At 46.7% G+C, this 14,386-nt stretch carries 14 protein-coding genes and 1 tRNA gene; 2 read left to right on the forward strand and 13 right to left on the reverse strand.

The window, feature by feature from the left end:
- Position 1 precedes the first annotated feature (1 nt).
- From J7E21_RS14290 to groES, 5 genes are all read right to left on the reverse strand, one after another.
- A complete protein-coding gene (locus J7E21_RS14290; RefSeq protein ID WP_215108935.1) occupies positions 2-985 on the reverse strand; it encodes a tRNA dihydrouridine synthase in 984 nt (327 codons plus the stop codon).
- Positions 986-1,288: 303 nt separating this feature from the next.
- On the reverse strand, positions 1,289-2,254 hold the full coding sequence (locus J7E21_RS14295) for a sensor domain-containing diguanylate cyclase (RefSeq protein ID WP_215108936.1): 966 nt from the start codon (positions 2,252-2,254) through the stop codon (positions 1,289-1,291).
- A gap of 356 nt (positions 2,255-2,610) precedes the next feature.
- The gene (locus J7E21_RS14300; protein ID WP_215108938.1) at positions 2,611-3,456 is read right to left on the reverse strand and encodes a DegV family protein; all 846 of its coding nucleotides are present in this window, start codon (positions 3,454-3,456) and stop codon (positions 2,611-2,613) included.
- A 303-nt stretch (positions 3,457-3,759) separates the two neighbouring features.
- Positions 3,760-5,391: a chaperonin GroEL gene (gene groL, locus J7E21_RS14305; RefSeq protein WP_215108940.1), complete on the reverse strand. Its 1,632-nt coding sequence runs from the start codon at positions 5,389-5,391 to the stop codon at positions 3,760-3,762.
- Between the two features lie 37 nt (positions 5,392-5,428).
- The gene (groES, locus tag J7E21_RS14310; RefSeq protein ID WP_215108942.1) at positions 5,429-5,713 is read right to left on the reverse strand and encodes a co-chaperone GroES; all 285 of its coding nucleotides are present in this window, start codon (positions 5,711-5,713) and stop codon (positions 5,429-5,431) included.
- A gap of 196 nt (positions 5,714-5,909) precedes the next feature.
- On the opposite strand from groES, the gene J7E21_RS14315 reads away from it, so the two are divergent.
- Positions 5,910-6,680 carry a CPBP family intramembrane glutamic endopeptidase gene (locus J7E21_RS14315; protein ID WP_215108944.1) on the forward strand — a complete coding sequence of 257 codons (771 nt, stop codon included), beginning with the start codon at positions 5,910-5,912 and terminating at the stop codon, positions 6,678-6,680.
- Between the two features lie 710 nt (positions 6,681-7,390).
- Here J7E21_RS14315 and tatC read toward each other — a convergent pair.
- The 3 genes from tatC to J7E21_RS14330 form a co-directional block, all read right to left on the reverse strand.
- Positions 7,391-8,164: a twin-arginine translocase subunit TatC gene (gene tatC, locus J7E21_RS14320; protein ID WP_215108945.1), complete on the reverse strand. Its 774-nt coding sequence runs from the start codon at positions 8,162-8,164 to the stop codon at positions 7,391-7,393.
- Between the two features lie 20 nt (positions 8,165-8,184).
- A complete protein-coding gene (locus J7E21_RS14325) occupies positions 8,185-8,394 on the reverse strand; it encodes a twin-arginine translocase TatA/TatE family subunit (RefSeq protein WP_215108947.1) in 210 nt (69 codons plus the stop codon).
- Positions 8,395-8,484: 90 nt separating this feature from the next.
- Positions 8,485-9,117: a redox-sensing transcriptional repressor Rex gene (locus tag J7E21_RS14330; RefSeq protein ID WP_215108949.1), complete on the reverse strand. Its 633-nt coding sequence runs from the start codon at positions 9,115-9,117 to the stop codon at positions 8,485-8,487.
- 130 nt (positions 9,118-9,247) lie between these two features.
- On the opposite strand from J7E21_RS14330, the gene J7E21_RS14335 reads away from it, so the two are divergent.
- The gene (locus J7E21_RS14335; protein ID WP_215108951.1) at positions 9,248-11,191 is read left to right on the forward strand and encodes an ABC-F family ATP-binding cassette domain-containing protein; all 1,944 of its coding nucleotides are present in this window, start codon (positions 9,248-9,250) and stop codon (positions 11,189-11,191) included.
- A gap of 365 nt (positions 11,192-11,556) precedes the next feature.
- Here J7E21_RS14335 and tsaD read toward each other — a convergent pair whose 3' ends face one another.
- From tsaD to J7E21_RS14360, 5 genes are all read right to left on the reverse strand, one after another.
- Positions 11,557-12,576, reverse strand: coding sequence for a tRNA (adenosine(37)-N6)-threonylcarbamoyltransferase complex transferase subunit TsaD (gene tsaD / locus J7E21_RS14340; RefSeq protein WP_215108953.1), 1,020 nt, complete (start codon positions 12,574-12,576; stop codon positions 11,557-11,559).
- Positions 12,569-13,024 carry a ribosomal protein S18-alanine N-acetyltransferase gene (rimI, locus tag J7E21_RS14345; protein ID WP_215108955.1) on the reverse strand — a complete coding sequence of 152 codons (456 nt, stop codon included), beginning with the start codon at positions 13,022-13,024 and terminating at the stop codon, positions 12,569-12,571. The genes tsaD and rimI overlap by 8 nt, the downstream gene beginning before the upstream one ends.
- On the reverse strand, positions 13,021-13,713 hold the full coding sequence (gene tsaB / locus J7E21_RS14350; RefSeq protein ID WP_215108957.1) for a tRNA (adenosine(37)-N6)-threonylcarbamoyltransferase complex dimerization subunit type 1 TsaB: 693 nt from the start codon (positions 13,711-13,713) through the stop codon (positions 13,021-13,023). Before tsaB ends, rimI begins: the two co-directional genes overlap by 4 nt.
- Positions 13,710-14,162, reverse strand: a complete 453-nt coding sequence (gene tsaE / locus J7E21_RS14355) for a tRNA (adenosine(37)-N6)-threonylcarbamoyltransferase complex ATPase subunit type 1 TsaE (protein WP_215108965.1) — start codon at positions 14,160-14,162, stop codon at positions 13,710-13,712. The genes tsaB and tsaE overlap by 4 nt, the downstream gene beginning before the upstream one ends.
- Positions 14,163-14,280: 118 nt before the next feature.
- Positions 14,281-14,353 (reverse strand) — tRNA-Asp (locus J7E21_RS14360).
- Positions 14,354-14,386 lie beyond the last annotated feature (33 nt).

Below are 14,386 nucleotides of genomic sequence, written 5' to 3' on the forward strand. Positions count from 1 at the left end.
TTCAACTCTGGTCAGTACCGCTCGCGACCAACTGAAAGGCATCAAGCAATGTACGCACTTCGTCGGTCGTCTCGGTATACATCAAATCATTTCTCAATTCACCGACTCCACGGATTCCGCGGACATAAATTTTGAAGAAACGGCGCAGCGGTTTGAATGAGATCGGCCCGATTTCTGTGGAGTATTTATCATGAAGGTCCAAGTGCAGCCTCAAGAGGTCGAACAATTCCTGGCTGCTATGTTCTCTCGGCTCTTTTTCAAACGCGAAAGGATTATGGAAAATCCCGCGCCCGATCATGACGCCGTCGACGCCGTATTTATTGGCGATCTCCAAGCCTGTTTGGTGATCTGGAATATCTCCATTGATCGTCAGAAGTGTATCCGGCGCTATTTCATCACGCAATGCCTTGATCTCCGGAATCAGTTCCCAATGGGCAGGCACCGCGCTCATTTCTTTTTTGGTGCGCAAGTGGATCGATAGGTTGGCGATATCCTGCTCCAAAATATGGGTCAGCCACCCTCTCCACTCGTCCACGGAACTGTAGCCGAGGCGCGTCTTGACGCTGACAGGCAATCCGCCAGCCTTCGCTGCCTCAATGACTTCTTCTGCATTGTCGGGATAGTTGATCATGCCGCTGCCTTTTCCTTTTGAGGCGACGTTCGGCACCGGACAGCCCATATTGATATCGATCCCTTTAAAGCCTTGCTTGGCCATGCCGATGCTCATCTCCCGGAAATGCTCGGGCTTGTTGCCCCATATGTGAGCCACCATCGGCTGTTCATCTTCTGTGAACGTCAAGCGTCCACGCACACTGAGTATGCCTTCCGGGTGACAATAACTTTCCGTGTTCGTAAACTCTGTAAAAAACACATCGGGCCTAGCCGCTTCAGCTACTACATGGCGAAACACAACATTCGTGACATCTTCCATCGGCGCTAATACAAAAAACGGTCGTGGCAACTCACGCCAAAAATTCTCTTTCATATCCCAATTCCAATCCTTTCATTACGGGATGAACGGCCAGCCCTTCATCCAAAAATTCTTATTTCATTTATATTGAATTCAAAAACATCTGCTGTAGTTGTAACGTCATCTCATTTTTTCTTAACCTTATACAGTTTACATGATTCCCGTGTTTGTGGAAAGAGAGGTGCTTTGAACAAGGAATTCATAAGTGTTTATCCCTTATCCGATCTGTCACTTTTTGGCTACCATTCGGACCCATCTGCTTATCAACAGCCGGCATCCTCCAATTATTTTCTTCTATACAACAAGCGCCAGCTCCCATCAAAGAGTTGGCGCTTGTTCTATTTCAAAAAACTTATAAGCGTTCTTTCCTGCTGTTTTTGCGCGATATAAGGCTTGGTCTGCATTTTTAAGAAGCGTTTTTAAATTGTTCTCACCATCGGCAGGATAAGGTGCAATTCCAATACTTGCAGAGAGTTGATATTCGGCATTCCACGAACTCAAGGTGGCGAGTAAATGTTCCGCTCGCTTACTCATTTCCTCTCTGCTAGATAGCTGAGGGAAATTAACGATGAATTCATCTCCCCCTAATCTAACCGCAAAAGCATCATCGTACTCACCTGCAAAGTTTTGAAGCCTTAGAGCGACTTCGTTTAACACCAAGTCCCCTGCATCATGGCCGTGAGTATCATTGACCTTTTTGAACCCATCCAAATCAAGGAAGAAAATCACTCCTCCCATATTAGAATGGCTATCAAAATACTTTGATAGATAATGCCTGTTGTATAGATCAGTCAAAGAATCCCGATAAGCACACCGCTCCAGCTCCAAATAATAAGAAAACATCCTGACAATCCGTTGCAACAACTTTACGCTCTTGCTATCGTAATGGCTTTCTTCATCATGCACTACACATAATGTACCAAACTTGTCCCCATTGATATGAGAAATAGGAATCCCCAAATAAGACTTAATATTGGCTGCTTCGAGTACTTTTCGTAAATCGTCCGAACCAATTTCTTCCCGGATATTCTCGTAAATTAATGGTTGTTTCTTTTCGAAATCAATTCGATTGCAAACAGTTTCATTCAAATTGATGACCATTCCTTCAGTCACGAGAATATTTGAATCATCATTTGAGAGCTTCAAGATAATTTGCTGCGTATCGCTGACAGAGCTTAAATAAATCAATTGGTCCGGCATGATTTCTTTTGCAAGATCAAGTACATCTCTAGCCAGCTCATCAAAATTCTTATACCGCTCTAATTCTTCCAACGCTACTGCCATAAAGCACCTCGATTATCATCATAAATTAGTATTATTGGTCCATCGAAACATTAAAAAAATATGTATAATTTTAAATACAAAAGCCCTAAGTATACATCTATATACTCTTATTAATTACAATATTTCACTATCTTTCCTAAAGTTTATCATAGATAATTATAGGATGTTCAACAATCTGGCTAGTTTGTTGAAAACTAGTGAAAAGTACTCTGCAACTGACTGCCCGTAAGTTGAAGAGTCAATATGCCTTTTGTATAGACTACCCCTTCTGATGCATAGAAATTCAAAAGACCGCTAACTCCATGATAGAGTTAGCGGTCTTTTTTATTGCTTCTATTCAAACTTTGAAATAAAAATTAATAAGCAACCCAGCTTAATCCTGTCGTTCCTTCACCCGCATGAACGCCCACGCAAACACTCAGTGGGACAACTTGTACTTTTAAATCCGGAAACTCTTGCAAGAGCTCGTTCTTCCAGGTTTCTGCGCCAGCGGCATTATTGCAATGAATAGCCGCAACTTCCGGTACAGTGCCGGTCTCCATATCCTTACGAAGTGCAGAATTCACGCTATATTTTGCCCGCTTGTTTGAACGGACTTTTTCTTTCATAACTGTTTTTCCATCCACAAAAGTAATGACCAGTTTAATGTTCAAGATATTACTTAAGAATGTTTGTGTGCCGGAAACACGTCCACTTTTATGCAATTGGTTCAAGCTCGAAGGAATAAAGGATAAATGCGATTTAGTTGTCATTCTCTTGATTGTTGCAACAACTTCTTCGGCATCTTTTCCTTCTGCAAACAGTTTATCGCCGATTTCTATCATTTTCACCATCGGGAAAGAACCGATTTTCGAATCAATAGGATACACTTTAAAGTCAGCCATTTCCGCAGCCGACTGCGCGCTGTCAAATGTGCCGGAAAGCCCACTTGATAAGTGCAAAGCAATCGCAAAATCGTAGCCTTCCGACTGCAATTTTTCATATAGAGCAAGCATCTCTCCGATTGCAGGTTGTGAGGTTTTAGGCGAAACTTTCGCTAAGCGTAATTTATCGTAAAATTCTTCCTGTGTAAGGTCGATGGACTCCCTATATGACCCTTCGTCAAAAACAACACTAAGGGGCAGGACATGTACATTATGTTTTTCGATGAAAGCTTCGTCTAATTGCGCAGCTGTATCCGTAATCCAAGCTATTTTCTTCATTCAAAAATTCTCCTCTAGATGCATATTTCTTATTGAAATTAGCTATTTACTCTCCCTAATTTACGGGAGGTACCAGTGAGGGGCTAGTGACAGGTGTCACATAAGGGTAAGTTTATGTAAGCGCCGACATATTTTGAACTTATATGACTTATTGTTTTTATCTTTGTAGATTATCATATTAAGTCGAACGGTTAGAAAATTCCGAATTCTTCAGTCAAGCAACTTATAAGGAGTTCAATTTAGACAAAAAAAAAGAGAGAAACCTTTATACCACAAGGTTCTCTCTTTTTTAGTTAGCAAGAATTACATCATGCCGCCCATACCGCCCATGTCAGGCATGCCGCCACCTTGTCCTGCTGGTTCTGGCAAGTCTGCCACTACTGCTTCAGTAGTCAGGAACATAGCCGCAACGGATGCTGCATTTTGAAGTGCTGAACGCGTCACTTTAGTTGGATCGACGATGCCCTGTTCGAGCATGTTGACCCATTCGCCTGTTGCTGCGTTGAAGCCGATGCCGACTTCTTCGGATTTTAGGCGGTGAACGATGATCGACCCTTCAAGACCCGCGTTCGTTGCGATTTGGCGTACCGGCTCTTCAAGTGCACGAAGGACGATGTTGATGCCTGTCGCGACGTCGCCTTCTTGATGCGTCGCAAGTTCCGCCACTTGGTTATAGATATTGATCAAAGCGGTACCGCCACCTGCGACGATGCCTTCTTCAACGGCTGCACGCGTTGCGTTCAATGCGTCTTCGATGCGCAATTTGCGCTCTTTCAGTTCTGTTTCAGTTGCTGCGCCGACTTTGATGACTGCCACACCGCCCGCAAGTTTCGCTAGGCGCTCCTGCAGTTTTTCGCGGTCGAACTCAGAAGTAGTTTCTTCCAACTGGCTGCGGATCTGTGTCACACGCGCGATGATTTTCTCAGAGTCGCCGTTGCCTTCAACGATGGTTGTATTGTCTTTAGAGACGACGACTTTCGATGCGCGGCCAAGCTGCGAGATGTTGGTGGATTTAAGGTCAAGACCGAGGTCTTCTGTAATCACTTCAGCGCCAGTGAGTGCCGCAATGTCTTCGAGCATCGCTTTTCTGCGATCGCCGAATCCAGGAGCTTTTACTGCCACTGCGTTGAATGTACCGCGCAATTTGTTCACGACGAGTGTCGCAAGCGCTTCGCCTTCAACATCTTCCGAGATGATGAGAAGCGGTTTGCTTTGCTGAACAACTTGCTCGAGCACTGGAAGGATTTCTTGGATGTTGCCGATTTTCTTGTCAGTTACAAGAATGAACGGGTTTTCAAGAACCGCTTCCATTTTATCGGAATCAGTGACCATGTATGGAGACTGATAACCGCGGTCGAACTGCATACCTTCAACGACATCAAGTTCTGTCGTGAAGCCGCGTGATTCTTCCAAAGTGATGACGCCATCGTTGCCGACACGCTCCATTGCTTCCGCGATCAATTTGCCGACTTCCTCGTCGCCAGAAGAAATCGCCGCTACTTGTGAAATCGATTCTTTGCCTTCGATTTGCTGGGAAATGGACTGCAATCCTGCGACAGCGCTTTCCACTGCCATTTCGATCCCGCGGCGAATGCCTACAGGGTTCGCGCCAGCTGTAACGTTTTTCAAGCCTTCACGGATCATTGCTTGCGCAAGAACCGTCGCAGTCGTTGTACCGTCACCTGCGATGTCGTTTGTTTTTGAAGCAACTTCCGCCACCAATTTCGCACCCATGTTTTCAAAAGCGTTTTCAAGTTCGATTTCTTTGGCGATCGTTACACCATCGTTTGTGATAAGCGGCGTACCGAATTTCTTCTCAAGTACAACGTTGCGCCCTTTTGGCCCAAGCGTCACTTTTACCGCGTCCGCTAATTTATCTACACCCTGCAGCATCAAACTACGTGCATCTTCACTGAACTTAATTTCTTTTGCCATGATTCGGTTCCTCCTATTGAAAAGAATTTATGGTTAATTAACCGACAATCGCGAGAATGTCGTTTTCACGTAAGATCAAGTATTCTTTGCCTTCGTATTTGAATTCTGTGCCCGCGTATTTCGAAAAGACGATGCGGTCTCCTTCTGCTACGTCCAGCTCTGTGCGCTGTCCATCTTCACGGATAAGGCCATTCCCTACCGCAATCACTTTACCTTCCTGCGGCTTTTCCTGCGCAGATCCTGGCAAGACGATTCCGCTAGATGTCTTTTCTTCCACTTCAACGAGCTCAATGATGACACGATCTCCTAATGGTCTTAACAATTGAAACACCCTCCTTAAATTAACTAGCTATTAGTTTCTTAGCACTCTCTACTCTTGAGTGCTAACCCATAGATAAGTTTAATAAAATCTTCAGTCAATTGCAAGCAGAAACCCTGTCTCATCTTGAATTCTTTGCGGGATTTTCTGTTAAGCCCTACAATAAAAGAAGTACTTGAAAAGAAAGGAATTTGACTACATGACCACAACACATAAAACCGCTGCATCCTTGAAAGCGAAAGGGCACAAACGTAAAGGCATGCGCACCCCACTTTTAGTCCTGCTCGTTTTCATCGCCGTGCAGCTTTTGCCGATTTTCTTCATCGGCCCGACACTCGGCTATTTCCGTGACCAAGGACTCGACGATGCGACAGCACGCGCGTCCACTTCCGGCTGGCTCATCTTCCTGACGATGGGCATCGGCTTTCTCGTCACGATGCTGCTCATATTGCGTGACCGCAACTTCTTCAATATATGGAAAGGCCAAAAATCGAGCATGGCCGCTGCAATCGGCTGGGGCATCTTCGGCTTTCTGCTGTTGATCATCGGCCAATCGATTGCCGCCATGATTGAAATGGCGATCGGCATCGATCCTGGCTCTGAAAACACCCAGACGCTCGTCCGCATCGCAGAAGTCGTCCCATACGCGATCATTGCCGTCGTCTTATTCGGGCCAATACTCGAAGAGCTCGTCTTCCGCAGAGTCGTCTTCGGCTCCTTGAACCAAACGATGAACTTCTGGTTTGCCACGGCCATCAGCGCACTCGCCTTCGCGCTCGTCCATATGGAGTTCACGCACCTATTGCTATACTTTACCACCGGCTTGATCCTGGCAGCCCTCTACCAGCGCACGAAGCGCATCATCACACCGATCATCGCACACATTATGCTCAACGGCTATGTCATGCTCATCCAACTCAATATGGACAAAATCGAAAACTTCCTGAAACAAATGGAAAACTTGCAATAATACTAGTAAACGCCGCTCCTCGGTTGGAGCGGCGTTTTTCTTTCTTCAAAATTAATTTTTAGTTGAGGAATCACTTCCCTAGTCAAGGTGTAGTGTTTGTTAGTTAAAGTATGCGGAAAAGTTCACGGTATTCACCTCGGCGTCATCTTGTGATTTCGCCTCCCGCTTTGGGTTGGCCTCTTGCCATAAGCCATAAGCCATAAGCCAGCAAAGGCACCTGTCTCATGGCATCGGCTCACCCGCAGCGCGGTTCGGCTGAGTAATTTCTTCGGTAACTGTTAGTTCAAAAATTGCCGGTTCTGGAAACTGTTCCGGCTAGTTGGGGAATCACTTCCCTGGAAAGCTAGGAGATGAACTCACAATATATCTAGAAATATAACAGTGTGTCTAACACTTACTCTTAGCGATTTAGCGGTTTTAATGTCTAATTTAGTACCACAAGCAAGCTCCTCCGTGCGACGAAATTTAGAGACGGAATGGAAGGTGGTGACGCCTGAGGGATCAGCGGGTTTGAGAGACCCCGCAGGCAATGAATGAGCGAGGCATCGCTGAGCACATTCATTTGCGACGCATCTGCTTGCAGATGTGGGAGCAGCGTTTCAAGCGACGAGGAGGCTCGATTCCCGCCCCTCAGCAAGCATCCACCTGGAGACAGACCGCAAGTCATTTACATTTCTTTTCCATTCTCAAAACAAAAAAACCCTCCACCATCACTTCGGCGGAAGGTCTTCTGTCTGTTCTTCAATTGCCTGCTGCTGTTCTGCCCGCAGGAACTTGCGATAGCCGATACGTGCAATCACCACACTGAACTCATACAACAATATCAGCGGCAAGGTCACAATCAAATGCGACACGATGTCCGGCGGCGTGATGAAGGCGGCAATCGTCACCAGCGCCAAATACGCATACTTGCGGTACTTCGTCATCATCATCGGCGTCAAAATCCCAAGACGCGTCAAAAACAGCATCAACACCGGCAGCTGGAAAATAAAACCGAACGGCAAGGTAATCTGGAACAAAAACTGGAAATACTCATTGATACCGATCGTCTCTTGAATCTCCAAGCTTTCCGAAATATTGAGCATAAATCCGATCACATACGGAAACAAGATCAAATATGAAAACGCGATGCCGCCGATAAACAGCGACACGGAAAATGGAATGTAACTGAGCGTCACTTTCCGCTCCCTGTCATGAAGCCCCGGGCTGATGAACGCCCAAAACTGATACATGATCAATGGCGAGGTGATGATCAATGCCAAAATCATCATCACTTGCATGTAAATTTTGATCGGATCGGTTATCTTGAACGCGTTCAGCGTCAAATTCCGCGCCTCTTCGCTGAACTGCAAATAGCGGATCAGCGGCTCGGCAAGGAAGAATCCCGCAATGAGCGCCAACAGAAAGAAAACGACTATCAAGGTCAGCCGTTTTCTGAGTTCACCTATATGTTCAACTACCGTCATTTCATTTTGTTGAGTCATCGGACAAACATCCTATCGGGTTACTTGTGCTCGTCTTTCTTGTCTAGTTGGTTTTTCTTCGCTGCTTCGACTTTCTTGTCATCTTCGTCGTCATCCGCCAACCCTTTTGTGGCGTTTTTGAACTCGCGCAGGGAAGAACCGAATGCTTTACCTAGTTCCGGCAATTTTTTCGGGCCGAAAATCAGCAATGCGACAACCCCGATAACGATTAAACTTAATGGACCTGGCATATGAGGCACCTCCTGTAGTATGCTTCTAGTTTACATGAAACGCGGCCTTTTGGCTATTTCCAAAGGCCTTTCAAATGTGAAGGTTTTATGTTAATCATGCTTGATCTGGTAGATCAAAGTCTGCAGCTCGACCGACAAATCGATCGTCTGGACACGGATATGGTCGGGCACTGAAATGCGCACCGGCGTGAAATTGAGTATACCTTTTATGTCCGTTTGCGCGAGCCGGTCAGTCACTTCCTGCGCCGAGCGCGACGGCACGGTCAAAATCACCACTTCAACTCCGTACTCCTTGATCTTCGCTTCGATCAAGTCCGGATGATACGTATCGATGCCGCTGATCTTTTGTCCTTCGTGCGGGCTGTTCGTATCAAAGGCGAGGATGATTTTCGTGTTGTGGTTGCGGTGAAAATTATATTTCAAAAACGCGCTGCCGAGACTGCCGACACCGATCAAGGCGACATTGGTCGCTTCGTCCTGATCGAGCGTCTTGCGAAAAAACTCCAAGAGCTCCTGGACATCGTAGCCGTAGCCTTTTTTCCCGAGCGCACCGAGATGGGAAAAATCGCGCCGTATCGTGGCGGAGTCGATTTTCATCGCTTCGCTCAACTCCTGGGAGGAAATGCGCTTCTGGCCGGCGTTGGCAAAATTCTGGAGAAACCGGTAATACAAGGGCAGCCGCTTCGTTGTTGCTTGTGGGATTTTTGGTGATTCGTCAAGCATGTGATCGCTTCCTTCTGAACTGTTGTCAAATCGTTTCAATCTTACATGACGAGCCTAGATATGTAAAGGCTTGCTCAATTGCGAAGCTTACTCCCATCAGCTACACTTAGAGAGAATAGAGGTGACCCTAATGATCGTATTGCAAGTTAATCAAATCCATAAATCATTTGGTGCTGAGGAAATTCTTTCCGGTGCCAAACTCGAAGTCCAGCACCGCGACCGTGTAGCTCTCGTAGGCCGTAACGGTGCCGGAAAATCAACATTACTGAAAATCATCGCTGGGGAAATGTCCTACGACAGCGGCGATTTGATCATGCCGAAAGATTTATCAATCGGCTATCTCGAACAGCAAACCGACTTGAACTCAGACGCCACCGTATGGCAGGAAATGATGAAGATCTTCGTTCATTTCCGCGATCAGGAAGCGCAGCTACGTAAGCTTGAAAACGCTATGGCAGACCCTGATGTCTATAATGACCCCGAACGCAACGCCAAGGTCATGGAAGAATATGATTTGCTCCAGACCAATTTCAAAGACGCCGGCGGCTATCAGTTCGAAGCCGACACGCGTGCTGTTCTCCACGGCATGAAGTTTTACCCGGAAGATTTCGACAAAAAAATTGTCTCACTGTCCGGCGGGCAAAAAACCCGTCTTATGCTAGCGAAGCATTTGCTTGCCAAACCGCAATTACTCATTCTCGATGAGCCGACCAACCATTTGGACATCGAGACACTGAGCTGGCTTGAGAACTTCTTGAAAAATTATCCGGGCGCTTTGCTCATCGTGTCGCATGACCGCTATTTCCTCGACCAGGTCGTGACACTCGTCTACGAAGTGTCGCGCAAAAAAGTCCGCAAGTATACAGGCAACTACAGCCGCTATTTGAGCGAAAAAGCGAAGCAATATGAACTCGACAGCAAACATTATGAAAAAGAGCAAGGCGAAAAAGCCAAGCTTGAAGACTATGTTGCCCGTAACCTGGTCCGCGCGTCCACGACGAAAATGGCACAAAGCAGGCGGCGGGTGCTCGAGAAAACCGATTGGATGGATGCCCCAGAAGGCGACGAAAAATCCGCACGCTTCGGTTTTGAAATCAAAAAGCAAAGCGGCAATGACGTCTTGAACATCCAGTCCTTATCAGTCGGCTATGGCGATCAAGCCGTGTCCAAAAACGTCTCCCTGAAACTCTATCGCACCGAAAGCTTGGCGCTTGTCGGACCGAACGGCGTCGGCAAATCGACGCTGCTCAAGACCATCATAAAAGAACTCCCTGCACTCGCCGGTGAAATCCATTACGGCACCGGCATCCAGTTCGGCTATTATGACCAGGAACAAGCGAATTTAAAAGGCAATAAGCTAGTCCTCAACGAATTATGGGACGACTATCCGCAAGTGAACGAAAAAGACATCCGCGGCATTCTCGGCCGCTTCCTGTTTACTGGGGACGATGTGTTGAAACCCGTCTCGACTTTATCCGGTGGCGAAAAAGCCCGCGTGGCACTCGCCAAACTGATGATGCAAAAAGCCAACGTGCTGCTTCTCGATGAGCCGACCAACCATTTGGACCTCGACAGCAAAGAAGTGCTGGAGAACGCATTGATCGATTACCCGGGCACGCTGCTATTCGTTTCGCATGACCGCTACTTCATGAACCGGATCGCCACGAAAGTGGTCGAGTTGTCACGTGACGGCACAACCGAATACTTGGGCGACTACGATTATTACGTGGAGAAAAAGCTCGAAACCGAAGAACTCGCAGCACTCGATGCCCTAGAAGCCAAAGCGCAGCAACCAGAAGCCCAAACAAACACGTCGACTTCCCAAATAGACAAAGAAGCGAAAAAACTTGAGCGGCAATTGCTGCGAAAAAATACCGAAATCGAGCAGACGATGGAAACGCTCGATGAAGAAATCACCGCATTGGAAGAACAATTATGCGAACCCGACATTTTCCAAGACCACGAACGCGTCATGCCATTGCAAGCGCGCCTTGAAGAGCTGAAACAAATACACGAACAAACAATGACCGACTGGCTGGAACTGCAAGAACAGCTGGAAGAAATGAATTCTTAAACCGCATACTGGGTATGCGGTTTTTTCTTTGTCTACATATAGGTCAATACCTTTTCAGGAAATATATATTTCCACAGATTTGTACACAATAGAGACATGATAAAATCAACTGTCAACATAGTTATACACATTATCCACAGCACCTTTTTCTTTTATCCACATAGTTTTCCACTTCATTACCTACAATATATAGGAAATCGACTGTTTATTGACGGGTTATAAACAGGTTGTTCACAAACTGTGCATAAGTACAAATGTTCTCTATTGACAGGAAATATCCGCCCTTGTCCTTGTACTAATTGGATCTTTCCGTAAAAAAAAGCAACTGTGTCGCAATTCAGGAAGAATTGCGACACAGTTGCTTGTTAAATCCACGAACTTAGAGGCATCCCTGGATGGCCGTTCATTGCCATATTTCCGGTTAACCCTTTTTCATACATGACCGTTCCTGCCGCTGCGATCATTGCCGCATTATCCGTACAAAGCGGCAGGGGCGGAATATAAAATGGCAAGCCTTCTTTTTCAAATACTTCCGTGAGCGACTTGCGCAGGCCTTTATTTGCTGCAACACCACCCGCTGCAATCACTTGTTTGACGCCGAATTCCCTTGCTGCGCGCAAAGTCTTCTCGGTCACTACTTCCACGACACTGTTTTGGAAACCGGCTGCGACGGCTTGCGGCACAGGGGTCTCCCCGCGCTGCTTCATATTGTGCATATAGTTCAATACCGATGATTTCAAACCGCTGAAGCTGAAATCATATGAGCCTTCTTCAAGCCAGACGCGCGGAAAATCGACCGCTGTTGTGCTTTCGTGCGCTAAACGGTCAATGTGCGGTCCGCCTGGATAAGGCAAGTTCAAAGTTCGCGCCACTTTATCGTAGGCTTCCCCTGCGGCATCGTCGCGGGTCTCGCCGATGACTGTAAAGTCGCCATGTTCTTTCATAACAATCAGTTCTGTATGGCCGCCTGAAATGACCAATGCCAAAAGTGGAAACTCCATTTCCTGCTCGAGGCGATTCGCATAAATATGGCCGGCAATATGGTGCACACCGACTAACGGCAAGCTATGCGCAAAAGCAAATGCCTTTGCCGCATTGACGCCGACAAGCAGCGCACCGACAAGCCCAGGCCCTTCAGTGACCGCCACTGCCGATAGCTCAGACGGCGCCAGATTCGCCTGTTGCAGCGCTTCTTCAATAACAATTGTGATTTGCTCGACATGATGCCTTGATGCAATTTCCGGCACGACGCCGCCAAAGCGCTTATGGCTCTCGATTTGCGAAGCGACGACATTGGAGATGATCTCCGTACCGTTTTTTACGACAGAAGCCGCCGTCTCATCACAGCTTGTTTCTAGTCCTAATACGTATTTATCTTCATTCATCAAAATTCACCCACATTATTATGGCATCCTCTTGGTTATCCGTATAATAGCCTTTTCGGATGCCACCATTTTGAAATCCTAACTTCTTGTATAAATTGATTGCGACCACATTGCTGACACGCGCTTCTAGTGTCATCAACTTCGCCCCTTGTGCTTTTGCTGCTTCTATTGCTGCCGTCATCAATGCTTCCCCGATCTTTTTCCCGCGCTGCGACGGCGAGATTGCGATATTCGTAATATGCGCCTCATCTATCACAAGCCACATACCGCAATAACCGACGATCCCTTTTTCGGTCTCCGCCACGACATAATACGCGAACTCATTCTTCAGCATTTCCTGCTCGAAAGCTTCTTTTGTCCAAGCGAGCGTAAACGACTCTTTTTCAATTTCATAAACCGCATCCACATCGTCCAACGTCATTTTTCGAAATGCTACTTGTCCGTTCATCGGCTTGTGCCTGTATCGGTTTTCACCAAATTTGCTTCCGCTTCAGTGATCCGTCGGTATTCAGGCACCGCGTGATGCACATCTTGTTCTTGCTCATCTGCTGCCAAAGCAATCAAATTTGACGCGCGCGGAAGTCGGTTTTGCATCGAGGCAAAACGAGCCATGCCCCCAAGCATTTCTTCAATCAACGGACGGTGGATTTCAAGATCTATTCCCGTAAATAATACCGGCCGTTCGTACGTACGAACTTGTTCCAAGAAATTTTTGAAATCACTGTGCTGGTCTGGCACAACCACTTCTAAAGTATCCCCGTCATAAAGCGCTGTAAAAACCGTTCCGCGTCTGGCATCCATCACCGGGCAAATCAGCCCGTTGAATCCTAGGGCATTCGCAGTCAGTACTTTTAAACTCGACACGGTGACAAGCGGGATTTTTAACGACCATGCCAAAGTTTTCGCAATTGTAAGTCCGATGCGGACTCCTGTATAAGAACCAGGCCCTTCCGCTGCGACAATTCGGGTCAAGTCGCCTGGGACAACCTTTGCTTTTTTCATTATTTCCTCCACCGCAGGCATAGCTGTAAGAGAATGGTTAATTTTCAAGTTATGGGTTTCTTCTATTAATACTGTATTGTTATTCACCAAAGCCACAGACAAAGGCGAATTTGACGTATCGATTCCTAAAATCATCGCATTAGCTCCCTGCATAGATTTTCATAGCGGACACCGCGTGGTTGAAACTCCACTTCGCGCCCCTCTTCAGACAAACGGCGAATAACGATACCCAAACGCTCATCCGGCAAATAATCCTCGATAAACTGAGCCCATTCGATTACCGATACGGCCTCTTCTGCGAACAGTTCATCAAACCCGATATCTTCATCGCTATTTTCCAAGCGATACACGTCAAAATGATTTAATTGAAGTGTTCCTTCATATTGCTTGAGTATGTTAAAGGTCGGGCTATTGACGGTCCGTTCGATACCGAACCCTTTCGCCAATCCTTTGGTGAACGTGGTTTTCCCAGCACCAAGATCCCCTTCTAGCGTTACGATATCGCGTGGTTGCAAAAGTCCAGCTAGGCGCATGGCGAGTTGTTCCGTTTCTTCGGGCGATTGCACCTTAATTGTAAAGCTCATATCTTTTCACCTCGTTTGAGTCTTTCCATAGTTTAGCGGAATACCGCTTCAAATCAAAATATATTGTTTCCATAGAAAAAGAGCACAGCGGGTTCGCTGTGCTCACTTTTGGGAATGACGGTCCCGACCGGGATCGAACCGGCGATCTCCTGCGTGACAGGCAGGCATGTTAACCGCTACACCACGGGACCAAAATTATAAGACCAGCGACGTCCTACTCTCAC

Source organism: Planococcus sp. ISL-109, from assembly GCF_018613655.1.
GTDB lineage: Bacteria > Bacillota > Bacilli > Bacillales_A > Planococcaceae > Planococcus.